We start from the raw sequence: 24102 nt of genomic DNA on the forward strand, positions 1-24102 counted from the left end.
GTCAACGAACATGAACGCTCTCTTCCTCGCCCGGACGACACCCTCGACGATCGCGCCCGGCCCGAATACACGACGACTTGGGCTTCTCGTCGTCGTAGCACTACTCGTGGTGCTGTTCAGCATTCGCCACAGCTCGTTCCTGACACTCGACAATGCACAAACGACTCTGTTGAACATCACCAGCATTGCCATCGCTGCCATGGGTTCGGCAATGCTGTTGATCAGCGGCCACATCGATCTTTCGATCGGCGGCATGTATGCGCTGATCTCGATGGTTGTCGCATTCGTTGCAGTACACGCCGGAATGACCGCAGCCGTACTGGCGGGATTACTCGTAGGCGCGTGCCTCGGTTTCACCAACGGAGCCCTGGTTCGTCTGCTGAAAATCAGTCCGTTGATCGTGACGATCGGCCTGATGTCCGTGTACGGGGGCGCTGCGTATGTAGTGAGCAGCCAGTCCATCTTCGGATTCAGCGACGGGTTCCTGGCAATCGGGCGCGGCAGTCTGGCCTCGATACCTATTCCCACGATCGTTGCTATCGTGACCGTGATCCTGGTTGGCTTCTACCTCACCCGCACTGTCGGCGGAATGCGCCTGTACGCGGTCGGCGGCGACAAATTGGCTGCCCAGCGTTCCGGCGTTCGGGTCGGACGTACAGTCCTGGCGGTCTATACCGCAAACGGGCTCCTGATCGGTCTGGCCGCAATTCTCACCACCGCACAGCTGGGCAGCTCATCACCTGCGCTGGGTGCGAACTTCTCGTTCGACGTTCTGACCGCAGTGATTCTGGGCGGCGTCGCGTTCGACGGCGGGTCCGGACGACCGATCGGCATCGTCATCGGAGTCCTGACCATCGGTGTTCTCAACGCGGGTTTGGTGTTCGAAGGCTTGCAGTACTGGTGGCAGGAAGTGGCCAAGGGTTCCATTCTCCTACTGGCACTGGCAGCAGATCAGGCGAGCACGGCTCACCGAGCTCGCAAGTCCGCACGTGGGCCGGTACCAAGTTCCTCATCAGTCGCTGGAAGCCAGAACACCAAGACCACCGCAGCAGCCTCCGCACCGTTGACTCCCGACTCGCAAGCTCCCGGCGAGGTCGTCTTCGAGGTAAAGGACGTTTGCAAGAGCTACGGCGCTATGCAGGCTCTAGAGCCCCTCTCGATGTCCCTGCGCAAGGGGGAGATCGTTGCGCTTCTCGGCGACAATGGGGCGGGCAAGAGCACGCTGACCAAGATCATCTCCGGGGCCGTGCAGCCTAGTGCGGGCTCGCTTGTGCTCGACGGCAAGCCGGTCGAATTCACCGAACCCGCCGACGCCCGTCGGGTCGGCATCGAGACGGTCTATCAAGACTTGGCGCTGTGCCCCAATCTGAACATCGTCCACAACATGGCACTGGGTAAGGAGGCGACGAGACGTCGGCTCGGAGTCAGGATACGAGATGATCGGCAGGCCACCACCGAGACGGCAGCCAAGCTCAGCAAATTGGCAACTCGGTCGTTCTCCCCGCTCACGCAGGTCGATGCCCTGTCCGGAGGTCAACGCCAAGCCGTGGCGATCGCACGCGCAATCGGCGACAACGTGAGGCTCGTGTGTTTCGACGAACCGACCGCCGCGCTGGGGGTGACACAAACCGAAAACGTTCTGAGACTGGCGCAAACCACTGCCAGGCAAGGTGCCGCAGTTCTGATGGTCACTCACGATGTGGCCTCTGTGAAGAAGATCTGCCACCGCGTCGTCGTCCTTGCCCGTGGTCGGAAAGTCCACGACGGCCCGGTCGACGCGCTGACCGAGCATGAATTGATCGACCTCATGTCCGGACGGCCACGGGCACACAACTGATGACGACGCATGCAAGAAAGGATTTGCTGTGACCGATGATTACGAACGGGCGGCGTGCTACTTCAGCTCAATGAGCGTTGCCCCCGGTGAACCACTCACCGTCCACTCCGCGGCGCGAGGCCACGACACGTGGCATCTCGACATCTATCGGATCGTCGGAAACGAGGGAACCAGCTTTTATCCCCGCATGCAATGGCAGGCTCGAGTTCCGATAAATCCCGTCCGATACTCCTCCTCTCAGCCCGGCCCGCCGACGGTGGGCGGCGCCGATGCTCACGGTTGTGGTTGGCCGGGGGAGCGCGTGCTCAACGCTGTCGCGCGCGACTGGAAATCGGGGTTGTATCTGGCACGAATGACCACCGAAGCGGAGCCGGCTCGGACCTTTACGATGCAGTCACCGAACCCGCGTGCGGCCGGTGGGCCCGGAGGCGCATGCGCCTTGTTCGTCGTCCGCGGTGGCCACCACAAGCACCGTGTTCTGCTTCAGCTGGGTGTGGCTACGTGGAATGCCTACCATCTCTGGAACGATCAAAACCTGTACATGGGCGACGTCGGTGACATCCACGGTGAGGACAGCTACGAACTGCGCACACCGATCGTCTCGTTTCAACGCCCCGGGATCGGGTTGTCCGGGCGTAGCCGGATTCATACCTTCCCACCGATCGCGTTCCAGTACACGGTGCCGTTCATCGAATTTCTGCGACAAGAAAACATCGACATCGACTACTGCACTGGCATCGATATTCATTCCGGCGCCGTCGACTTATCGAATTACGATCTCCTGCTGACAGTAGGACACGATGAGTACTGGTCCGGTCCTCAGCGCGATGCCGTCGATGCGTTCCTGGCACGCGGTGGCAATGCAGCATATTTCGGCGGCAACTTGTGCTTTTGGCAGATCCGCTACGCCGATGACCTCGCCAGCTACGAATGCTACAAACGGTCTACCCACCTCTCTGGAGGAGAGCCGCTCGACCCGATATACCGTGCGCCGGATGAGAACCCCGGGTACGACAACAGCGGCGTGACCGTCGAATTCTGGACCGACCCGATAGACCGATCACCCATCAGCACGATCGGCACCGAAATGAGGGCCTTTGCCACCGACGGGGACGGTGCTCGCGTCCCGACCGTCGGTGCAGCGTGGTGGTGGGAAAACTTTTATGGTCCACCCAGACCTCCGAAAGGCTTCACCGTCAGTGTTCCCGAACACTGGGCTTTGGCAGGCACCGGGCTGGAGAAAGGCCAGGTTTTCGGCGAGAGGCAAAAAATCGTCGGATTCGAATGCGACGGTCTCGACGTCGAATGGCTCGATCGCGATGTGCCGGTGCCGTTGCGCCCGGACGTGGCCACCGACACGACCATCCTTGCTTACGCCGATTGCAGCGACTGGGAAATCACCGCCGACGACCTGGAATCTATGCCGCCCGGCGTCAACGGCCGCGACATCGTCGCATCGGCGGGCGGATTCGTCACGATGATTCATGCCCAGCGCGGCCAGGGTCAGATTTTCAATGCACCGGTGACGGATTGGGCGCACACGCTCATCGACTTGAACGACTACACCGAGATCTACACCACCCCGCGACCGGTGAACCCCGCATGCTTCGAAGCCCGCCAAATCACCCGGAACGTGCTGGAGAAGTTGGGAGGAGTAGCCCCGTTCCACGACTCCGCCACGAAGTGACCGATCCACCTGCGCGGTGTGAGAGCGCGTTCACACCGCGCAGGTCTCGGGCGGTGAACCTGACAGTGAATGAAGCTCTTGTCGGCCCTCGAATCACCAGCAACATCGCACCGTGATCGCCGACACTGCGATCACGGTGCGAATCACCGGAAAATCAACCCCATCCGATGACGGTACCCGGCCAGATGTCCCTGTACAGAACACTTATCCGGCATCACCGGCCAGTCCTGGCGTCGAAACAGCAAGAGACGCAAAGTCACTTGTCGATAGCTTCCTTGGCCTGTCCGGGCGTCTCGAATGCCGTGAAGCGGGGTGCTTTGCGCACAAGAACAGGACCGACCATCGCGATGAACATCAACAGCACGAGTGGAAGGAGAGGCATCCAGGCGATACCCATGGTGTCGACGACAGCGGTAATAGCTGCTGGACCAATGAACATTCCTGACACGCCGATCGCGTTGACCAAACCGATGTTTCGGCCGGAGTTCTGAGGGTCCATACGCCCGGCAGCCGACAGCATGATCGGGACGATGCACGATACCCCGAGTCCCACTAGACCGAATCCCACCAGTGCTTGCACCGGGGAGGTTGCGGTCATCATGCACGCAGCTCCGAGTGCACCCACAGCCCCGCTGCCACCCATGACCGCCTTTTGGCCAAACCGTTCGGTGAGCTTGTCGCCCATCATGCGCCCGACGAATTGCGCACCGGAGAACACGGTCACGGCCATCGCAGCGGTCCCGGCAGTGGTGTCGAGGGTTCGGCGAACGAACTCTTGGCCCCAGTCGTAGGTTGCGTTCTCGGCGAGGTAGGAGACGAAGGCCAACAGACCGAATCCGACCATGACGGAGATGCCCACGTATTTGGCGGCGGGCGACGTCGATTTGGGTGCAGACTCGGCAGCTTCCTGAGGTGCGTCGGCGGCCGGAACGTCGATTTCTTCGTCTTGGCGAAGATACATTCGTCCGAAGACATAGCCGAGGATCGACATCGTAAGTCCCATAGCGAGGAAGGGGACTACGGCGCTTTCGGTGAAGGATCGGGCGAAAGCGCTGCCGACGAAGCCGAAGAGGAAACCGCCAGCGGGGTAGGCGGCGTGAAAGGACGAAATTATCGGTCGACCGTAGTGGCGTTCGAGCTGAACACCGTTGACGTTGATGACGATGTCGACGAACCCGCGCAGTGTGCCTGCGAGCAACCCGAACGCGAGGAGTACAACCATGCCGTCGAGAAATGCCAGGGGCAAGTACAGGAGAGGGTAGATCGTCAACGACGGAATCGCGACGTTGCGGCATCCCCAACGGTCGATCAGCGGACCCGATATCGCGCAACCGATAGCGAAGCCGAGTCCGAGTGCGAACGCGAGTGAGCCGAAGCTCGCGTCACCGTCATCGCCTTCCCAACCGAGGCTGAACCGAAGCGATGTGGTGCTCGTCGACCACATGACGATGACGGCGCCCAATTGGAAGAATCCAAAAAATGTTGCCAACCGCGACCATTTGAGTCGGCGTGACACCGCAGGGTGCGTGCTTCTGGTTTTTCTCACAGTTCATCCTCGATAGATGGGGGTCGGTTGCGCGACGGTAGTGCAACCCCGGAACGTGTTGTACCGATGAGACGCATGAATATGGGCTTCATCCGGACATTTCAGGCTTACGAACGGACGTTAGCCTATCGAGGATCTGTTTCGCAGACGTTTCGAGCTCGAAAACTCGAATTTCGTTCGTGCAGGCTCGGATTCGTTCGGGCACAGGATGTGTGCACCGGAAGCAAGACCAAATCAAGCCACCCAGACTCACAGTCTGACGCTCGCCTTCCAGTGCGAATTACGGGAAGGATGGGAGAGGTAAGTTGCGGCGAGGCCAGAGCGTGCGACGGCGTCCAACACGCTCTGACCTTGTTGCGCCCCAAATCGATTCGCCTTTGCTACGCGACGCCTTCTGCTCGCGCTGCTGCCGCAACTGCGTCCGCAACGGCCGGGGCGACACGCGGGTCGAGTGGGCTCGGGACAATTTTGTCCGTCGCCAACTCGTCGCCGAGAACCGAGAAGATTGCCTCGGCAGCGGCGAGCTTCATGCCTTCGGTGATGCGGCGTGCTCCGGCGTCGAGTGCGCCCTTGAACACGCCGGGGAAGGCGAGCACATTGTTGATCTGGTTCGGGAAGTCACTACGTCCGGTCGCAACGATCGAGGCGTACTGCGCCGCGCGGTCCGGGTGGATCTCCGGGTCCGGGTTGGACAGAGCGAAGACGATCGACTCCGGTGCCATCGACGCGATGAAGCTTTCGTCGATCTGGCCGGCCGAGACACCGAGGAACACGTCCGCTCCGGCGAGCCCATCAGCCGCGGTGCCGGTGACGCAGCGCGGGTTGGTGCGGGCCGCGAGCTCGGTCTTGACGATGTTCAGGTCGGTGCGATCGGACGAGACGACGCCCTTCGAGTCGAGCACGACGACGTCGGACACGCCCGCGGCGAGAAGAATGTTCGCGCACGCAACTCCTGCCGCACCTGCACCCGAGATGACGACCTTCAGTCCTGCGGTGTCACGGCCCTGCACCTTCGCCGCACCGTTGAGGGCAGCGAGGACGACGATGGCGGTGCCGTGCTGATCGTCGTGCATGACCGGGCAATCCAACGCTTCGACGACGCGTCGCTCGATCTCGAAGCAGCGCGGCGCCGAAATGTCCTCGAGGTTGACCGCGCCGAAGCTGTGGCGCAGACGCACGATGGTCTCGACGATCTCGTCGACGTCGTTCGTGTCGAGGACGATCGGGATGGAATTGAGTCCGGCGAAGTTCTTGAACAACGCCGCCTTGCCTTCCATGACGGGAAGCGATGCGCGCGGGCCGATGTCGCCGAGGCCGAGAACGGCGGACCCGTCGGTGACGACGGCGACGAGGCGGTCGGTCCAGGTGTACTGCTTGGCCAGCGAATCGTCCTGCGCGATCGCGCGAGACACCTGGGCGACACCGGGGGTGTAGGCGATGGACAGATCGCGCTGCGTCTCGAGGGGTGCGGCGAGCTCGACGGAGAGCTTCCCACCGAGATGGCCGAGGAAGATCTCGCTGTCAGGGATGTCAGCGACGGAGGCCGTCGTGATTGTCATACGGGTTTCCTTACTTCGTTATGGTTAAAATGCCTTGAGTTCTTCGATCACCGAGTTGACGGACTTCTTCGCGTCGCCGAACAACATCGAGGTGCGATCGGCGGTGAACAGCGGGTTGTCGATACCGGCGTAACCCGAGCTCATCGATCGCTTGAGCACGATCACCGACCGCGACTCGTCGACGTTCAGGATCGGCATACCGTGGATCGGGCTCGACGGGTCGTTGCGCGCCGCCGGGTTGGTGACGTCGTTGGCGCCGATGACGATGGTGACGTCGGTGCGATTGAACTCGCCGTTGATGTCGTCCATTTCCTTCATCGCGTCGTACTCGACGTCGGCCTCGGCGAGCAGCACGTTCATGTGCCCCGGCATACGGCCGGCAACGGGGTGGATCGCGTACTTGACCTCGACGCCCTTGCTCTCGAGGATCGACGCCATGTCCTTGACGGCATGCTGAGCCTGCGCGACAGCGAGGCCGTACCCGGGCACGACGATGACCTGCGATGCGTACGCCATCTGGATCGCTGCATCCGCGGCCGATGTCGACTTGACCGTGCCACCCGATGCGTCCGCGCCCGGTCCGGCATCGCTGCCACCGCCACCGAACGACCCGAACACGATCGCCGGAATGGACCGGTTCATCGCCGTCGCCATCAGGTTGGTCAGGATCGAACCGGATGCGCCGACGATCATGCCCGCGACGATCATGGCCGTGTTGTTCAACGCAAGACCGGCAGCCGCTGCCGACAGTCCGGTGAGCGCGTTGAGCAGCGAGATCACGACGGGCATGTCCGCGCCGCCGATCGGGAACACCACGAACAGACCCATCAGCCCGGCTGCGACGAGCACCAGCACGATGAACCACACCGAGGTGCCCTCACCCGGAGTCGACTTGACACCGATGTAGATCGCGACCGCCACGGCGAGGACGAGCAGCACGATGTTGGTGAGCTGGAAGATGCGCGCATTCTTCACGAACGCCTTCTCGACGTTCTTGTTCAGCAGTTCCTGCAGCTTGAGGAACGCCACGAGCGAACCCCAGAACGACACCGAACCGATGACTGCGGCGAACAGCGATCCGACGACGATGTGCACCGTCGGCTCTTCACCGTGCTGGAACGCCGAGAACCCGTCGGTCTCGATGAACTCCGCCCACGCGATGAGCGCGACGGTGCCGCCGCCGACGCCGTTGAACAGCGCCACCAGCTGCGGCATGGCCGTCATCTTGGTGCGCTTGGCCGGCGGAACGCCGAGCAGCACACCGATCGCGAGACCGGCGGCGATGAGAATCCAGTTGATCGCGGCGGCGTCGCGCACCTCGATCAGGGTCGCGACGACGGCGATACCCATACCGACAGCGGCGATCCAGTTGCCGCGGACGGCGGTCTTCGGGCCCGTCAGGCCCATCAGACCGTAGATGAACATCGCGAACGCAACGATGTAGAGAATGTTGACGACATTGTTCATCAGGAATCGGCACCCTTCTGGCCAGAATCAGACGACGCCGCAGGATCAGAAGCAACGGGTGCCTTCTTGGACTTGAACATGCTGAGCATGCGGTCGGTGACCAGGAAGCCGCCGACGACGTTGAGCGTGCCGAAGATCAGCGCGACGAACGCGATGATCCGCACACCCCACGACGCATCCTCGGGCAGACGGCCGAGCACGATGAGCGCGCCGAGCACGACGATGCCGTGAATGGCGTTGGTGCCGGACATCAACGGCGTGTGCAGCGTGTTGGGAACCTTGGAGATGACGGCGAATCCGACGAAGCCCGCCAACACGAGAATCGCGATGTTCGCGAGAAGAGCGGTGTACATCAGGCGTCAGGCCCTTCAGTTGAAACGACACTGCTGGTGACACAGGACTGCGCGACGACCTCGTCGGAGAAGTCCGGCGTGAGTGCGCCGTTCTCGTCGAGAAGCAGTTCCAGCAGTGCGGAAACGTTCTTCGAGTACAGCTCGCTGGCGTGCTCGGGCATGGTGGCCGGCAAGTTCAGCGGCGAGGCGATGGTGACGTCGTGCTTGACGACGGTCTGGCCGGGCTCGGTCAGCTCGCAGTTGCCGCCGGTCTCACCGGCGAGGTCGACGACGACACTGCCGGGCTTCATGCCCTCGACAGCGGCGGCCGTCACCAGACGCGGAGCCGGACGACCCGGCACCAACGCGGTGGTGATGACGACGTCGAAACCCTTGATCGCTTCTTCGAGTGCCTGCTGCTGCTGGGCACGCTCGTCCTCGGTCAGCTCACGTGCGTATCCGCCCTCACCGGCAGCGTCGATCCCCAGATCGAGCCACTGCGCACCGACGGAACGAACCTGATCGGCCACCTCCGGACGCACGTCGTAACCGGTTGGCCGGCCGCCGAGACGCTTCGCTGTCGCCAACGCCTGCAGACCCGCGACACCGACGCCGAGGACCAGCACGGTCGCCGGCTTGACCGTGCCTGCGGCGGTGGTGAGCATCGGGAAGAAGCGAGTCGATTCCGACGCGGCCAACAGAACGGCCTTGTACCCGGCCACGTTGGCCTGCGAGGACAGTGCGTCCATCACCTGTGCGCGGGAGATACGCGGGATCGCCTCGACCGCGAACGCCTGCACCCCGGCGGCGGCGAGTGCGTCGATCTTGTTGTCGGCGTTACGCGGCGCCAGGAATCCGATCAACGTCGAACCCGACGACAACTTCGAGATCTCGGCATCCGTCGGCGGGGCCACCTTCACCACTACGTCGGCGGACCACGGGTCCCCGATCGTTGCTCCGGCCGCGGCATACAGCTCGTCCGGAATCAACGCTCCCGAACCCGCACCGGACTCGACGACGACCTCGACGCCCTTACCGATCAGCGACGCGACGACCTTGGGTACCAAGGCCACTCGGCGCTCGCCGTCCGCGGACTCACGCACGACACCGACGACGGATGTCTCGTGCATATTCTTCACATGCAAATCTTTCTGTGGATGTTCCTATGCCGGCCCGCCGCGACAGGGGTCCGGCTGTGAATACGACTGAGTGCGCGACCACCTCGTCCTGAATGGTGGTCGCGCACTCGACTCGGTCCAGCCGGCGGGGTTGACACCGCTCCCTGGTTTCAGTGGCGAGTTCTGAAGACCTGCCACAACTTTCGTTTGGTCCGCGGATGTGGGCTCTCCAGCGAAAGCCACGATTCGAGCAGGCGAATGTCGTCGTCGCTGCTGTCCGAGCAGGGTGTGACTCCCTCAGCGCGTGCATCTGTGCGCTCGGCTGATTCCTTTGCTTCCAAGCTTCGCATCAGCCTGTTGATGATGATGTCCTCGTAAGCCATCGACGTCGACCTTTTCTCGTGTTCAGCACTTGTTTCGCAGCAGCGGCGATATCGAAACGGCGCGATGTAGAACGTTTTCAGAGAGTGGACAGTTCGCGGTCGTAGTACTCGATTCCTTCTCGAATCTCACGCAGCGGATCGATGGACATGTCGATTTCCGCGACGCCCCATCCGCTCCACTGCTTGGACTTCAGGATCCGGGTCCACTCGCGCCAATCGACGACACCGCCGGATCCCATCACGCGGAAGTACTTGATCATCTCGTCGTGCCGCACCATAGGAGGACCGCTGAGGGTGTGCGGCGGCAGATGGACGGCGCAGTCCTTCCAGTGCAACACCGGTGCCCTGTCGGCGTGGCCACGTGCGACGGCGAGTGGGTCCCCGCCATCGAGAGCAATGTGCCCGGCGTCGATGCACAGCTTGACCCGCGCGGAATCGGTCTGCGCCATCAGAGCATCGATGTCGGCGGTGCGCGAGGCAAGCGAGTACGCATCGGTGTGGATAGCGAGATGCAACCCGGATTGCGACACGACGTTGCCGATGCCGTTCAGTTCTTCAGCGACCTCGCCCATTAGTTCTGGATCTGTGGGCGCGTCGAAATCCGCCGATGGTGCGTCGACGCCCTCGATTTCGGAGAATTCGGCGCGGGGAATCGTACTGGTGATCAGCGTCGGGCAGCCCACTTCCCGGAGAAACTCGGCATGGGCGGCGGTGTCGTCGTGAAGCTGTTGGCGGGCGGCTTTTTTGGCTGACTCGTCGGGTGCGTCCAGAACGGCTTTGAGGTGGACGGGTAGTGCGTAGCTGGACGAGAGCACGAGGTTGCGCGCGTCGAGTTCTTTCTTGAATGCTGCTGCGGATCCATAGGAGTTCAGGGCGTTCACCCAACCGCCGGGGGCCGGGGCGAGTTCGATGCCGCTCAGGCCGGCGGTCGCTGCGCCGTCGAGCATGCGGTCGAAGAAGGGCTTAGGGTCGACGTCAACGCGTTTCTCCCACTCAGGGTAGGGGAGATCGGCGGGTAGATCCCAGTAGGTGGGGTTGAAGAAGGTGACGATGTCGGTGCTCCACCGCAGGTCCAGGGTCATGCGGTCACCTCGTCGATCGTGACCCACTGGTGGCTGTCGGCGGACTGCATGACCGCGGAGATGACGCGCTGGGTGCGGGTGGCGTCGGCGAAGTTGGGAGAGCCGGCCTGCTTGTCGACGATGGCGCGGACGAACTTCTGCAGCTGCAGTGCAGCGTCGTCGACGTAGCCCGACCCCATGCCGCCGAGTGGGTAGCGGTAGTCCTCGTGGCTCTCGTTGAGGGTGATGGTCCGGAAGCCTTGTTGGGCCGGCTCATCGCTGACCAGGCTGAGCTTGATGTGATCGGAGTGGTTCCAATCGAATTCGACAGTGCCGCCCGTGCATTCGAGCTCGAAGAACATGCGGTTCTTGCGGCCGGAGGCGTACACGGTGCACGCGAACGAGCCGATGGCCCCGTTGGCGAACTTGGCCATCCACAGGGCGGCGTCGTCGAGGTACTCGCCCTGGCGGCGTTCGTCGTCGGGCAGCCAGGCGGTGTTCTCGGCGGGATCCTTGGCGCCGATGATGGCGGTGACGGAATCGATGTCACCGACGAGGTAGGACGCGAGATCGATGATGTGCGAGCCGATGTCTCCGGTAACTCCGGAGCCTCCTGCACCCTTCTTGGCCCGCCACCCGCTCAGGACACGGCCGAGTGCACCGACGTCCTGGGTGTAGTGGGCGCGGAACTGCAAGGGGTGTCCGAGTGTGCCGTCGTCGAGCATGCGCTTGACGAACGTCATCGCTGCCGCGTGACGGTAGTTGAAGCCGACCTGGCTGACGCCGGTGCTGGTCTCGGCGGCGGCCTGCATGAGGTCGGCTTCGGCGAGGTCGTTGCTGATGGGCTTCTCGACGAAGACGTGTTTGCCGGCGGCGAGTGCGGCGATGGCGATCTCGGCGTGAACGGCTGGGGGAGTGACGATGTCGATAATGTCGATGTCGTCGCGGGCGATGACTTCCCGCCAGTCAGTGGACCAGTCTTCCCAATTGAGACGCTCGGCCGCGGTCTTGGCGCGTTCTTCGTCGGCTTCGACGAGAACAGCTTTCCGAATGGTGGCACCGGTATCGGCGGTGATCGGTGCCAGCGCCCATCCGAGGCTGTGGGCGTAACCCATGAAGCCGCCGCCGCCGATGATGGCGACCTTGAGTTCGGTCATGTCGTTGCTCTCTTTCACGTGCACCTGCCCAAGCTGGACGCGGGCGGGTCTGAATCAAGTTGGATTGGTCCTATGTGGTGGCCGCGTGTGCGGCCGCCGCGGTCTCTTCGTGGTGCGATTTCTTGGTGCGAGCGGCGAATTCGTTCAGGTCTGCCAGCGTCGGCATGGCCAGCGAGCATTGTGGTCGAGTCGCAACGAGCGCACCGGCTGCGTTCGCCAGATCCAGGGTCTGCTGCAGCGGCAGGCCGTGCAGCAGGCCGTGGCACAATGCTCCGCCGAACGCGTCGCCGGCGCCGAGCCCGTTGACCACGTCGACCGAGATCGGTTCGGAGACAACGCGTTCGGTGCGCGTCCGGGCCATCACGCCGCGTGGCCCCATTTTGACGATCGCGAGTTCGACGCCGCGGTCGAGCAATGCATCTGCTGCTCGTTCTGGGTCGGATTCGCCGACCGCGACCCGGCATTCTTCGAGATTGCCCACGGTGATGGTGACGTGGTCGAGCGCCTCGGACACGGCGGTGTGGGCGTGGTCCTCGTTGTCCCAGAACATCGGCCGGTAGTCGAGGTCCAGGACGGTATTCGACCTGCGTCCCCGGGCCGCCCATGCGGTGTAGTGCGCCGAACGGCTGGGTTCGCGGGACAAGCCGGTGGCGGTGGTCCAGAAGATGGGCGCCTGCTCGATCAGATCGAGGGGCAGGTCGCTGTCTTCGACGTACATGTCAGGGGCGGTGGGCTTGCGGTAGATGTAGAGGGGGAAGTCATCGGGAGGGAACACTTCGCAGAACGTAATCACCGACTGCAACCCAGGGACCGGGGTAATTCCGGTGTTGTCGACACCGAGGCGCCCGATCTCGGTGCGTGCGTATTCACCGAAGGGATCATCGCCTGTGCGCGTCACCAGCCGCACCGAATTGCCCAGTTGGGCAACGGCGACGGCGACGTTGGTGGCGCTGCCACCGATGGACTTGCTGAAGCTCTCGATATCGGCGAGACCGACGCCAAACTGCTCGGGATAGATGTCGATGCAGACGCGCCCTACGGCGACGACGTCGGGGATGGTGTTGTTCAGTGTGTTCATGCTTGGGTCGCCCAGACTCGGTCGGTGATTTTCTGCAGATTTTTCGCGGCATGGCTGTTCAGGTAGTCGCCGGGCTGCGACGCTTTCGTGGCTTCGCTCCACACCGCGCGGCCAGCGAGGAAGCCGCTGGCTCCGCCAGTAACGGCAGAAGCTGCAGCGTCGGGGAAGTTTTCCCCGCTGACGCCGGAGGAGAGCACGACCCACGGGCAATACAGCTGCTCGGAAATCGCGCGCGCGGTGGCCTCGGCGAGCTCGCGGTCTTGTTCGCCGGTGTAGACGACCTCGGTCTTGTACAGATCGGGCTGCGTCGCGGCGAGATCGGCCGCGGCGGTGATCAGGGCGTCGGCGAAACCCTGCGGCGAGACGGTGTCGCCTTCACGGGGGCGAACGACTCCTTCGAGGACACCGGGCAGACCGAGTTCACGGCAGCGCTCCATGAACGCGTGGGCGAGGTCGACAGCTTCGCTGCGGCGTGCAGGGTGCCAGGGCAGTAGGAACTTCAGAGCCTTGGCTCGGAACTGCTCGACGGTCTCTGCGGTGACGGCGTCGTCGAGGACGGCGATGTCGACGGGGCCGCCGACCTCGCTCGAGGACAGGATGTCGGCGGCGAGGATGACGGGGCAGCGTGAGCTCTGTGCGGCGGCGAGGCCGAAGTCGCTGTCGAGGAGTACACCGCTTGCGGCGTCGCCGACTGCGTCGATGACCTGGGCTTTGAATGCGGTCAGGTCGTCGTCGGTGACGGCCGCGTTGCCGCGGCCGGTGCTGAGCATGTGCCGCAAGGATCCGCGTTGGTCGACGGCGACCATGGTGAACAGGCCGCGTGAGTCGCGGAAGACGTCGATAGGGTTTACGGAGCTGGCTTTTGACGTGATCTGGGTAGGGCTGTTCATCGAATTACCACCGGATTGACGGGGGCGCCGCTGGCGCCGGAGATCTTCAGGGGGGCTGCGGTATAGAGGAAGCTCCACCGCTTGTCGGCTGCACAGGCGTCGGCGAGTGCATCGAGTTGGCAAAGCTCGGTAAAAGTGACACCGAGGTTGCGCATGAGCGCGCAGTGCAGCGGCAGCTGCAGTCCGCCGGGGTAGAAGCTGAGTTCGTTGGCGATGGTGTCGGTGACGAGGTTCGGAATTTCCATTCGCTGGAACCAGTCGACGAGTTCGCGGCTGTATACCAGGCCTGGTTCGTTCCAGTCGCGGTAGAAGTCATCGCCGGAGCTGCGGTAGTAGGAGCCGATCCAGCCGGTGCGGATGATCAGTACGTCGCGCGGTTCGATCGTCGTACCCTGCGCCTCGGCGGCCGCGAGCAGATCGGCGAGTGTGATCGGTTCGCCGCTGTCGAGGACCTCTTTGCCGCGTGCTCGGGCAATGTCGATGAGCACACCGCGCCCGACCACGCCGCGTTCGGCGATCGGGAGCACCGATGCCTTCTCGAGCTCACCGACGGTGCTGTCGGCGGGGTAGCCGTTCCACACCTGGTCGCCGTACCAGTAGTGCGCGAGCGCGTCGTACTGGGTCGAGCCTTGGGTGAACATTTCAATCTTGTCGTCTGCCCAGTGATGGCCGTCGCTGGGCTCGGGCTCCTCGCCGCGGGCGAAGAAACCTTCGTCCATGACAGCGGTGCGTACCGCCGGTTCACGGCCGGGCCAGACAGGATCGGGTCGCTCTGGATCGCCGATGGGCACCTGTAGGGTGAACACTTCGCCGCTGCTGACCGCAGTGATACCTCGAAGTACTTGTGCTGCATCGAGATAGTTGAGACTGCCCACCTCGTCGGCTGGGCCCCACTTGCCCCAGTTCTTCGGGCTGTTGGGGCCGAGGAGGGCTTCGATCGTGGTGGCGGCAGGGTTGTCCGACTCGGTTCGATCCGACACAGAATTGTCCTTTCGTACTGTGGTTCAACGACGATCGCGTGCAGTCGTCGCCCTCGGGCCGCGGCGCTCGGCTGTCGGGCCGAGCGCCGCGGCGCTTGTGGCTTGGCTAGTTCTTCGGTGCCGCTTGTTCAAGCAGTCGCTGGATGTAGAGAGCGCGGTGGACATCCACCTCGTGTGACTTGCCGGACGTAACAACCTCGGCAAATTCACGCCGAATGACGTTCGGTGCCTCGGGATCTCCGTCTTTACCGACGAATTCGCAGGAAAGTTCGCCCTGCTCGGTATAGACCTTGACGCCGGCGACGTCCTCGACAACAGGGCTTGTCAGCGACAGCTGCGCCTGACTGATGACGCCGCCCTCGTGGGTGGCGGTGAGGATGTACCACCGCTTCAGATCACCCTCGCCGCGGACCTCGACGATCGGTCCGACTGCGGCATCGAGAGTGTCGAGGACGTGCGGACCGAGATCGAGCAAGTTTCCTTTCTCGAGTCGCCACGGCGTGGCGAACGTTCCGCCCGGCAGTGCGGCTTGGTTGATGTAGTAGCCGACGGCGCCGATCGGGGTCTGCGCGCGAGCTTTGTCGAGAAAGTCGCGAATCTTAGGGCTGTAGCGGTTGGTGAACATGACCTGCGTGGGAACGCCGGCCTCGTCGATTGCCTGCACGAGTTTTTCCGCCTGCGCGAGATCGACTCCAAGAGGCTTCTCGAGCAGCATCGGCTTGCCTGCGGCTGCAGCCTGTGCGGCGAGATCGGCCTGAATGAACGGCGGGACTGCGAACACCAGCGCGTCGACAGAGTCGAGCAGATCCTCGAACGACGACGCGACCGTGCCGCCGAACTCGTCGGCAATTTCCTGTGCCGCTTCGGGCCTGCGTGCCCACGTGGCTGTCAGTTCGGTTTCCGGGCCGCCGGTGATCATCGGTGCATGGAAGATCTTGGCCCACGGGCCCGCTCCGACCAGGCCTACTCGTACTGCTGACATCGTGTGTGTACCTCTTTCTCGTAGTGCAGTGGAACTGTCTTGCTGGGTGGTGGTCTGTTCGGAACAGGGCACCGGCGGGTCACCGAGATCAGCGCTGCTGAGCCTGCGCTTCGCCCGTGGGGTCGGTCGAGGAAATGTCGCCTTCGGCGCGGCCCAGGCGTGCGTACACCTCTGGCCGGTTGCGCTTCATGTATTGCGCGACAACGCATCCAACGGCGAGGAAGGCGACGAGGACGAGAAGCATCCACAGATTTTCGCCGGGCTCGCCGCCGACGAGCAGGTCGAACCGGACGACTGCGAAGATCACCACCGTGCCGAGGATGACCAGGGCAATCAGCGGTGCGATCGCCACTCGCCACAGGCTTTCCCCCGCGGGGCGGCCGGTTCGAGCGAAGTAGCGAAAGACTGCGAAGCTGACTAGAGCCATCAGGGTGAGCACACCGGCGGTGCCGATACCGCTTCCGCCGCCGATGATCTGGTTCTCGTCGGGAATGGTCAATGCCGCGAGAATGAGCAAAACACCGACGATGATGGCGTTCACGGCGGAGGCCCGGTACGGAGACTTGTGCTGGGGGTGCACTGCGGCGAGGAAGGGCGGCAGCGCCTGGTCGGCGCCGAGATTCTGCAGGTAGCGGGCGACGACATTGTGGGTGGACAACACCGCAGCCAGAGCAGAGGTCGCCACGAGCACGAGGGTAATGTTGGCCAAGCTAGGGCTGACGTAGGTGGCCATGGCGGTGTCGAACATCGACGTCGGTTCGGAGTTCGCACGATCCGCAGCGCCTGGGCCGTAGGCGACGATGAGAGAGTAAGCGGACACCGCATAGAAGCCGCCGATCAAGATCACGGCCATGTACGTCGCGCGCGGAACAGTCCTGCTGGGGTCGCGGACTTCGTCACGGTACAGCGCGGTGGCCTCGAATCCGACGAAATTACCGAAAGCAAAGAGCAGCGCCAGGCCCGTGCCGCTGTTGAAGAAGTTGGTCGGGTCCAGCGGCGCTGCGGACAAACCACTGTCACCGCCCTTCGCGAGGACGAAGACATTGAAGATCGCGACTAGAATGACTTCGAGGACCATGACTGCACCGAGAAACTTGGCCGACAGTTCGATCTGAAAGTGGCCGAGCACTGTTATCAGCACCCAACCCGCCGCGGTACACGCCCACCACGGAACGGATGGACCGCCGAGGCCCTCGATAGACGAGGAGATCATGACGCCGGCGAAAGTGTAAATGCCGACGTTGAGCATCATGTACGACACCGTGGCGAGGTAGGCGCCGCCGACCCCGAACGTCTTGCCCAAGCCCACGCTCATATAAGCGTAGAACGCACCCGGACGCTGAATGTGCCTGGTCATGGTGGTGTAACCGACTGCGAAGATCGCCAGCCCGATCGTGGCGGCGACCCAGGCAAGGGGAGCAGATTCGCCGACGAAACCGATCGCGAACGCGATGTAGCCGGAAACTGTGACGATCGGCGCCGAGAATGCGAGCACGCTCAACACCAGCGACGTCGCGCCGAGATTGCCCGACAGGCGCGTCGACGACGCGCCTGCACCGCCGGCAGCCGCCGGGGGGAGGTTGGAAGCTTTGGTCACGGTAAATCCCTTAGGTGGAGGGGAAAAGTGTCTGTCGCTAGTTCTGTCGATTGTTGCGCAGGTCACTAAGCGATAGACGCACGCTACCTAACGTTCGTAAGCTTGTGAAGAGGAATCGGGATTTCGGTCACACGATGTTTACAAGAGTTAGTGGATCACACTCGACTTACTAACGATAGTTAGGGTAGTGTGCGTCACATCGCACTGTCGACCAGTGCAACCGCCCTTCCTCCGCTGTCCAGGAGACTGCCATGTCGCTCGACCACGGTTCGACTGCCGCCACCCCTGTCGCCGAACCTCGCCCCCAGCATCCCGGTGCCCGTCATGTAGCTATCGTCGGCTGCGGACCGTCCGGGTGCTACACAGCTCTGGCCCTGCGGCGGTCACTACCGGATGTTCACGTCACGATTTTCGACGTACGCCCGACGCCGTTCGGCCTGCTTCGATACGGCGTTGCACCCGATCACCAGGGTATGAAGAACGTCAGCCGACAATTCGATAGATTGTTCGGCGCCGACAACGTGCGATTCGTCGGCAACGTCCGCGTGGGACAGGATCTGCCGTTCGCAACCCTCGAAGAGCATTTCGATGCGGTCGTGGTGGCGACCGGGTTGGCGGTCGACCGCCCGCTCGCAGCACCGATCGATGCCGGGGCGAGCGTGGTCGGTGCCGGCCAGTTACTCAGGCTCCTCAACGGCGACCCCGATAGCCTCCTGCGCGGTACGACCCCGTCGCAGCTCGGATCCGAGGTCTTGATCGTCGGAACCGGGAACGTCGCCTTGGATGTGGCACGACTGCTGTGCAAATCCGACGAAGGCTTCGAGGGCTCGGACGTCGACGACGACGCGCGACAAGCGTTGGCGACCATCGCTATCGAACACCTCACTCTGCTCTCCCGGGGACCGAAGGAACGGGTGCGATGGGATGCGTCGATGTTCGCCGAGCTGTGCGCCCTACCCGGAGTCACGGTATACCTCGACGGCGAGCTCGAACCACGATCCGCGGCAACGGATCGACCCGGCATTGGCCGTTCCGTTCGAGTCGATGTGCGATTCAAAGAAATTCCGACAGCCATCGCCACCGACGGACAGCGCACGATCGTGCGGACCCGGTTCAACGACGATCCCGCGGCCCCCCAGCCGGATCGGTCGGGGGAGGCGTTCACCCATCACGTCGACACCGTCGTCACCGCCACGGGGTTCATCGACTCACCCAATGGCCTCGACCGGACACCAAACGACCGCGTGGTGAAGGTCGGCGGGTGCGACAGCGGCGCCCTGGGCAACCTCGCCGAAAATCGCGCCCTCGCCAAAGTCGCCGCACAACAGGTCATCTCGCGTCTGAAACAAACAACCGACGCTCGTGACGGATGGCACGGCATCGAACAGCAACTGCCGTCCGACGCGATCACCTTCGACGACTGGACACGGATCGATCGCGCCGAGATCGAACGCGCACGTCCAGGCCGCGTACGCCGCAAGTTCACAGCCTGGTCGGACATGACCGACCACATCGCCCGCTCCACCTAGTCATCGGTTGTCGAACCGACAACCACTCTCGAGACAACAGCCCCACCGAAGAAAGGACACCTCCGTGACCTTGGTTCACGTTTGGTACGGCACCGAATCCGGTAACGCCGAAATGGTCGGCGACGAAATCGTCGACGCACTCAAGAGCGCCGCAGTCGACGCGCAGCTGCGCGAACTCAGCGACCTCGAGGCCAGCGACGTCGCCGACACGCAACTCGCCGTCGTCATCACCTCCACCTACGGTGAGGGCGGACTACCCGCCGGCTCCGAGCCGTTCTACGAGACACTCGACACCGAGCGACCTGATTTGAGCGGATTGCGGTTCGCCGCATTCGGCCTGGGCGACAGCAGCTACGACAACTACAACAACGCCATCAAGACCCTCTCCTCGCTGCTCGTCGAACTCGGCGCCACCCAAATCGGCAATACCGGCAAGCACGACGCCACCACCGGGCTTGATCCGGTGACGGTCGCCCGCGAGTGGGCCGACAACGACGCTCTCCCGATCCTGATTCCCGCATCGGAGCGTGCAGTGACCACCACGACCGAGTACCGGGCCGACCTGTTCCCCTGGAGCAACAAGGACTTCCAGAACGATCCACACCCTTGGTACGACAAGGCCCGCGAGATGGGCCCGGTCCACCAGACCGACGAGCGTACCTTCGTCGTCCTCGGCTACGAGGAAGCGATGAAGTTCGTCAAGGCCCCGAACATGAGCATCCGTGAACCGGGCTGGGTCGAGGAAAACCCGTGGCTGGCTTTCGGGCACACCGTTCTCTCGCTCGATCCGCCGGAGCACACCCGCGCGCGCCGCCTGTTCTCGAAGTGGTTCACCCCCAAGCTGATCAAGCAGTGGGTCGAAGCCACCCGCACCTCGATGAACGAGATCCTCGCCGGCTACGAAGCAGGACAAACCATCGACGCCCACTACGACCTCGGGGTGCTGCCCACGCACACCACGATGGCGCAGGTCCTCGGATTTCCCGACGGCGAGGTAGAGCCGCTGTTCTGGGCGCTGTGGAACGCCATGCTCATCCAGGCAACCGACCCGGCACCGGGCATCCGTGAGAAATCCATCGAAAACCTCGACTACATGTTCAACACCACCGCAGCGCTGCTCGAGGAAAAGAAGGCCAACCCCGGCAACGGTCTAGCCGATGAGATGCTCGCCGCCGCCGCACGCGGTGAGGTCACCGACCGCGAGGTACTCGAAAACATGGTGCTGTTCTACATGTCCGGTGCCCCCAATCCTGCCTACCTCGTCGGTGCCGGCTTCGAAATCTTCGCAGAACGCCCCGACGTGCTCCGCGACTTCCGCGACAAGCCCGAAACCCGCGAACGCATCGTCAACGAAATCGCGCGGCTGAACCCGGTCGAGCTCCTGCTGACCCGCTTCCCGACCGAAGACGTCGAGATCGCCGGCACGATCATCCCGGCCACATCCATGGTCAAATTCCCCATCGGCGCGGTCAACCGTGACCCCGCAGTCTTCACCAACCCGCATGAATTCGACTACCACCGCCCGATCGAGACCAGCCGCAACCTCACCTTCGGGCTCGGAACCCACAGCTGCGCAGGACAGATGATCGCCCGCGCCGAAATCGACGTCATCTTCACGATGATCGCCGAGCGGTTCTCCACCGTCACCCTCGCCCAACAGCCCACTCGCGTAATCACCGACCGCCTCGTCGCATACGACAAGATGCCGATCACGCTCAGCTGACCCACCCGCGTCGGGCTGGGCGGCCCAACGGCCGCCCAGCCCGACCCGACTACTCGCCGAAGCCCCCGGTGGTTTCCGTTCCAACCACCCTCGATCCGGCCGCCAACCCTCCGGCGGCGTGCCCACCGAAGGACTCCCATGCCCCTCTACACTCCCGAATCACCGAACCCCACGCATCAGCAGCGGGAAGTGGACGTCGAACGTCTCCTGCAGCGTGTCCCCACCGGAATCCTCGTCGGCGGGTCCTGGCGAGAATCCTCCGACGCGAGCACCCTCGCAGTCGAAAACCCGGCAACGGGCAAAACGCTCGTCGACATCTCCTCCGCCACCGTCGCCGACGGAGCAGCCGCACTAGACGCTGCCACCGCTACCGCCCGCAGCTGGGCTCGCACCGCCCCCCGCGAACGGGCAGAAATTCTGCGCCGTGCGTTCGATCTACTCATCGAGCGCACCGAGGATTTCGCCACCCTGATCTCTCTCGAGATGGGTAAGCCTCTCGCTCAAGCCCGCGGTGAAGTCACCTACGGTGCCGAATTCTTCCGGTGGTTCTCCGAGGAAGCAGTGCGCGTCGACGGCCGATGGGCCATGGCCCCCGATGGCCGCACCCGGTTGTTGACCATGCGTCAGCCCGTCGGACCCACCTTGATGATCACGCCCTGGAACTTCCCGCTCGCCATGGGAACTCGCAAGATCGGACCGGCGATCGCCGCCGGGTGCACGATGGTAATCAAGCCGGCCTCGCAGACACCGCTGACGATGCTCGCCCTCGCCGACCTACTCCGCGAAGCCGGCGTCCCCGCAGGTGTGCTCAACGTGATCCCCACCAAGACCAGCGGCGCGGTGATGACGCCGCTCATCACCGATCCCCGACTGCGCAAGCTCACCTTCACCGGATCGACACCGGTGGGCAAGAACCTGATTCGACAATCCGCGGACCAAGTCCTCCGAGTGTCCATGGAACTGGGAGGCAACGCACCGTTCCTGGTGTTCGACGACGCCGACCTCGACGCCGCCGTCGAGGGCGCCATGCTCGCCAAGATGCGCAACATGGGCGAAGCCTGCACCGCCGCGAACAGGTTCTTCGTACACGAATCGATCGCAACGGAGTTCGCAGGCCTACTTGCAGAACGTATGAGCAAGGAGGTGCTCGGACCAGGCATCAGCGACGGCGTCACCGTCGGACCGCTCATCGACGCCAAACAACGCAGCAAGGTCGCAGAGCTCGTCGACGACGCCACCTCCCGCGGCGCCGACATCGCCACCGGTGGCACCGTCCTTGACGGACCTGGCTACTTCTACACCCCGACCGTCCTCACCAACGTCCACCCGGCAAGCGCAGTCCTGCGAGAAGAAATCTTCGGACCGGTCGCACCGATCGCCACCTTCACCGACGACGACGCAGCCATCGCTCGCGCCAACGACACCGAATACGGACTTGCCGCTTACGTGTTCACCGAGAGCATGAGCCGCACCATCGCAGTCAGCGAAGCACTCGATTTCGGCATGATCGGTGTCAACCAGGGCATCGTCTCCAACGCCGCAGCGCCATTCGGCGGGATGAAGCAGTCCGGGTTCGGCCGTGAAGGCGGATACGAAGGAATCGACGAATACGTCGAAACCAAGTACGTCGGTCTCGATCCCCATGTCGGCAGCGCCACTCCAAGACGCACCACCGTCCGCTAATCCAGACCACCGAAGGATTAACATGACGACTCAGCGAGCAGCGCGCCGATATGCCCAGGCAAGGCACGCACATACCCAGCCGTTACGATCATGACGATGAGCACACACAGGTCGGCGACATCGGCATCCGCCGCGCTCGGCCCTGTCGACACCGCTTCATCGCGTCAGTACGCGCTCGATGAGTTCAGCCGTCAATTCGACTCCACCAGTCGCGACGGAATGTCCCCGGCGAAGCGGCGGGTGCTCGAAGCGTTTCTGAACCTGTGTGTCACTCACGGCATGTACTCGGTCAGTATGCGCACCCTGGCGAAGGAACTCGACATCAAGGCGCCGAGCATTTACACCCATTTCCCTGGGGGGCGAGACGAAATCATCACCGAATCACTGCGGTGGCAGTTCGGGCAGTTCAGCAACGCTCTCGTCGACGCGGTGACAGGCGCACCCGACGCGTCCACCTTCTGGGATTCGATGGTGCGACTGCACTTCACCCGCCAGATCGAACTGCCCGAAAGCAATCTCTGGGACCTCATCGTGGCCACCGACCGGACGGCCCACGTTCTGCCGCCCGAACTCAGTGAGCGTGTGACGCGCTGGGTCGAGTTGTACGAATCGCTCTACGTCGCGGCCGCCTGGGACATGGGCGTCACGGACACCGCCCGCCGGGTCAAAATCGTGATGACACTGCTCGAAGGCGCCTCTCGCTGGTTCGACCTCGGTACCGGCGCCGACACCATCGACACAGGCGCCGACCAGGCCGTGCTCCTGAGCCGCCAAATCCTCTCTCTACCAATCATTTAAAGAAGCACCAGCGCCGAAAAGTCGCTGCGAATATAAGCTCCCCGCACTATCATAGGGCTAACGATCGTTCGTAAGTTTTACCCGTCGGGCCATGGCCGCCCGTTCGATCACGTCGCATTCTTGGAGGACACACATGATCAACGTCAAACGAGCATTCGACCATCTGGGTATGGCGGTACCGAATCTGGAGCAGGCGGTCGACTTCTTCGTCGACGCGCTCGGGTTCGATGTCGTCATCACCGCCGGACCCTACGACGATTTCGGGTACATCTGGCCCGGTGAGACCGAGCCGGAACCCGGCACGCTGCGGCAGGCGAATTTAGTACTCGGTGACTCGTTCAATCTCGAACTGCTCGAATACACCAACCGCACCGCCGAACTGCCGAATGCGGCGCCGCGCCCTGCCGACCCCGGGGGATGGCACCTGTGCATGCATGTCGACGACATCGACGCCGCCAGTGCAGAACTGACCGCGCGGGCCGACACCGAATCGATCTCACCGGTCATCCGCGAACAAGACGACATGGATGGATTGCGCTGGGCATACTTCCGCACCGACTGGGGCCTGGTCCTCGAACTCATCCAGTGGCAGCCGGGAATGCCGTACGAGCGGGGCACCACGCATCGCATGGCCCTACCCCGCTGGGCTCCGGCCTGACAGACCTCACGCACGCACAATTTCGGCCCGCGCCGCC

At 63.2% G+C, this 24102-nt stretch carries 19 protein-coding genes; 7 read left to right on the forward strand and 12 right to left on the reverse strand.

Features of this window, described 5'->3' with window-relative positions:
- Positions 1–10: 10 nt before the first annotated feature.
- Positions 11–1837: an ATP-binding cassette domain-containing protein gene (locus ACFULT_RS22670; protein ID WP_378482576.1), complete on the forward strand. Its 1827-nt coding sequence runs from the start codon at positions 11–13 to the stop codon at positions 1835–1837.
- 187 nt (positions 1838–2024) lie between these two features.
- Positions 2025–3524, forward strand: a complete 1500-nt coding sequence (locus tag ACFULT_RS22675; protein WP_378482673.1) for a N,N-dimethylformamidase beta subunit family domain-containing protein — start codon at positions 2025–2027, stop codon at positions 3522–3524.
- 256 nt (positions 3525–3780) lie between these two features.
- Here the strand turns inward: ACFULT_RS22675 and ACFULT_RS22680 are convergent, their stop codons facing one another.
- The 12 genes from ACFULT_RS22680 to ACFULT_RS22735 all read right to left on the reverse strand — a co-directional run bounded on the left by ACFULT_RS22680 (position 3781) and on the right by ACFULT_RS22735 (position 17674).
- Complete coding sequence (locus ACFULT_RS22680; RefSeq protein WP_378482577.1) at positions 3781–5070, reverse strand: MFS transporter; 1290 nt, start codon at positions 5068–5070, stop codon at positions 3781–3783.
- Positions 5071–5450: 380 nt separating this feature from the next.
- The gene (locus tag ACFULT_RS22685) at positions 5451–6629 is read right to left on the reverse strand and encodes an NADP-dependent malic enzyme (protein WP_378482578.1); all 1179 of its coding nucleotides are present in this window, start codon (positions 6627–6629) and stop codon (positions 5451–5453) included.
- Positions 6630–6653: 24 nt separating this feature from the next.
- A complete protein-coding gene (locus ACFULT_RS22690) occupies positions 6654–8096 on the reverse strand; it encodes an NAD(P)(+) transhydrogenase (Re/Si-specific) subunit beta (protein ID WP_378482579.1) in 1443 nt (480 codons plus the stop codon).
- The gene (locus tag ACFULT_RS22695) at positions 8096–8449 is read right to left on the reverse strand and encodes an NAD(P) transhydrogenase subunit alpha (RefSeq protein ID WP_019667175.1); all 354 of its coding nucleotides are present in this window, start codon (positions 8447–8449) and stop codon (positions 8096–8098) included. The genes ACFULT_RS22690 and ACFULT_RS22695 overlap by 1 nt, the downstream gene beginning before the upstream one ends.
- A complete protein-coding gene (locus tag ACFULT_RS22700) occupies positions 8449–9558 on the reverse strand; it encodes a Re/Si-specific NAD(P)(+) transhydrogenase subunit alpha (protein WP_378482674.1) in 1110 nt (369 codons plus the stop codon). Before ACFULT_RS22700 ends, ACFULT_RS22695 begins: the two co-directional genes overlap by 1 nt.
- A gap of 448 nt (positions 9559–10006) precedes the next feature.
- Positions 10007–11011 carry a sugar phosphate isomerase/epimerase family protein gene (locus tag ACFULT_RS22705; protein ID WP_378482580.1) on the reverse strand — a complete coding sequence of 335 codons (1005 nt, stop codon included), beginning with the start codon at positions 11009–11011 and terminating at the stop codon, positions 10007–10009.
- Positions 11008–12147, reverse strand: coding sequence for a Gfo/Idh/MocA family protein (locus ACFULT_RS22710; protein ID WP_378482581.1), 1140 nt, complete (start codon positions 12145–12147; stop codon positions 11008–11010). Before ACFULT_RS22710 ends, ACFULT_RS22705 begins: the two co-directional genes overlap by 4 nt.
- A 70-nt stretch (positions 12148–12217) precedes the next feature.
- Positions 12218–13225, reverse strand: coding sequence for a 5-dehydro-2-deoxygluconokinase (gene iolC / locus ACFULT_RS22715; RefSeq protein ID WP_378482582.1), 1008 nt, complete (start codon positions 13223–13225; stop codon positions 12218–12220).
- Entirely contained in the window at positions 13222–14115 is an 894-nt protein-coding gene (locus ACFULT_RS22720) for a hypothetical protein (RefSeq protein ID WP_378482583.1), read from the reverse strand. The genes iolC and ACFULT_RS22720 overlap by 4 nt, the downstream gene beginning before the upstream one ends.
- Positions 14112–15095, reverse strand: a complete 984-nt coding sequence (locus ACFULT_RS22725) for a cyclase family protein (RefSeq protein ID WP_378482584.1) — start codon at positions 15093–15095, stop codon at positions 14112–14114. Before ACFULT_RS22725 ends, ACFULT_RS22720 begins: the two co-directional genes overlap by 4 nt.
- 106 nt (positions 15096–15201) lie before the next feature.
- Positions 15202–16077: a Gfo/Idh/MocA family protein gene (locus ACFULT_RS22730; protein ID WP_378482585.1), complete on the reverse strand. Its 876-nt coding sequence runs from the start codon at positions 16075–16077 to the stop codon at positions 15202–15204.
- A gap of 88 nt (positions 16078–16165) precedes the next feature.
- Positions 16166–17674 (reverse strand): APC family permease, encoded by a 1509-nt coding sequence (locus tag ACFULT_RS22735; protein WP_378482586.1) that lies wholly within the window; start codon positions 17672–17674, stop codon positions 16166–16168.
- 251 nt (positions 17675–17925) lie between these two features.
- Between ACFULT_RS22735 and ACFULT_RS22740 the strand changes: the two genes are divergently transcribed.
- The 5 genes from ACFULT_RS22740 (at position 17926) to ACFULT_RS22760 (ending at position 24065) form a co-directional block, all read left to right on the forward strand.
- Complete coding sequence (locus ACFULT_RS22740; RefSeq protein WP_378482587.1) at positions 17926–19203, forward strand: FAD-dependent oxidoreductase; 1278 nt, start codon at positions 17926–17928, stop codon at positions 19201–19203.
- Positions 19204–19267: 64 nt separating this feature from the next.
- Positions 19268–20926, forward strand: coding sequence for a cytochrome P450 (locus ACFULT_RS22745; RefSeq protein WP_378482588.1), 1659 nt, complete (start codon positions 19268–19270; stop codon positions 20924–20926).
- A gap of 138 nt (positions 20927–21064) precedes the next feature.
- A complete protein-coding gene (locus ACFULT_RS22750; RefSeq protein ID WP_378482589.1) occupies positions 21065–22609 on the forward strand; it encodes an NAD-dependent succinate-semialdehyde dehydrogenase in 1545 nt (514 codons plus the stop codon).
- Positions 22610–22705: 96 nt separating this feature from the next.
- Positions 22706–23407, forward strand: coding sequence for a TetR/AcrR family transcriptional regulator (locus tag ACFULT_RS22755; protein WP_378482590.1), 702 nt, complete (start codon positions 22706–22708; stop codon positions 23405–23407).
- 133 nt (positions 23408–23540) lie between these two features.
- Positions 23541–24065 carry a VOC family protein gene (locus tag ACFULT_RS22760; protein ID WP_378482591.1) on the forward strand — a complete coding sequence of 175 codons (525 nt, stop codon included), beginning with the start codon at positions 23541–23543 and terminating at the stop codon, positions 24063–24065.
- The last annotated feature ends 37 nt before the right edge of the window (positions 24066–24102 follow it).

Source organism: Rhodococcus sp. NPDC057297, assembly GCF_042667435.1.
Taxonomy (GTDB): Bacteria; Actinomycetota; Actinomycetes; order Mycobacteriales; family Mycobacteriaceae; genus Rhodococcoides.

What these genes read in the sequence shown, in the direction of transcription:
- ACFULT_RS22755 (WP_378482590.1), top strand. Translation starts at nt 22,706, where the DNA reads ATGAGCACACACAGGTCGGCGACATCGGCATCCGCCGCGCTCGGCCCT.
- ACFULT_RS22740 (WP_378482587.1), top strand. Translation starts at nt 17,926, where the DNA reads ATGTCGCTCGACCACGGTTCGACTGCCGCCACCCCTGTCGCCGAACCT.
- ACFULT_RS22705 (WP_378482580.1), bottom strand. Translation starts at nt 11,011, where the DNA reads ATGACCCTGGACCTGCGGTGGAGCACCGACATCGTCACCTTCTTCAAC.
- ACFULT_RS22685 (WP_378482578.1), bottom strand. Translation starts at nt 6,629, where the DNA reads ATGACAATCACGACGGCCTCCGTCGCTGACATCCCTGACAGCGAGATC.
- ACFULT_RS22750 (WP_378482589.1), top strand. Translation starts at nt 21,065, where the DNA reads ATGCCCCTCTACACTCCCGAATCACCGAACCCCACGCATCAGCAGCGG.
- ACFULT_RS22670 (WP_378482576.1), top strand. Translation starts at nt 11, where the DNA reads ATGAACGCTCTCTTCCTCGCCCGGACGACACCCTCGACGATCGCGCCC.
- ACFULT_RS22700 (WP_378482674.1), bottom strand. Translation starts at nt 9,558, where the DNA reads ATGCACGAGACATCCGTCGTCGGTGTCGTGCGTGAGTCCGCGGACGGC.
- iolC (WP_378482582.1), bottom strand. Translation starts at nt 13,225, where the DNA reads ATGAACACACTGAACAACACCATCCCCGACGTCGTCGCCGTAGGGCGC.
- ACFULT_RS22710 (WP_378482581.1), bottom strand. Translation starts at nt 12,147, where the DNA reads ATGACCGAACTCAAGGTCGCCATCATCGGCGGCGGCGGCTTCATGGGT.
- ACFULT_RS22690 (WP_378482579.1), bottom strand. Translation starts at nt 8,096, where the DNA reads ATGAACAATGTCGTCAACATTCTCTACATCGTTGCGTTCGCGATGTTC.
- ACFULT_RS22720 (WP_378482583.1), bottom strand. Translation starts at nt 14,115, where the DNA reads ATGAACAGCCCTACCCAGATCACGTCAAAAGCCAGCTCCGTAAACCCT.
- ACFULT_RS22695 (WP_019667175.1), bottom strand. Translation starts at nt 8,449, where the DNA reads ATGTACACCGCTCTTCTCGCGAACATCGCGATTCTCGTGTTGGCGGGC.
- ACFULT_RS22675 (WP_378482673.1), top strand. Translation starts at nt 2,025, where the DNA reads ATGCAATGGCAGGCTCGAGTTCCGATAAATCCCGTCCGATACTCCTCC.
- ACFULT_RS22760 (WP_378482591.1), top strand. Translation starts at nt 23,541, where the DNA reads ATGATCAACGTCAAACGAGCATTCGACCATCTGGGTATGGCGGTACCG.
- ACFULT_RS22730 (WP_378482585.1), bottom strand. Translation starts at nt 16,077, where the DNA reads ATGTCAGCAGTACGAGTAGGCCTGGTCGGAGCGGGCCCGTGGGCCAAG.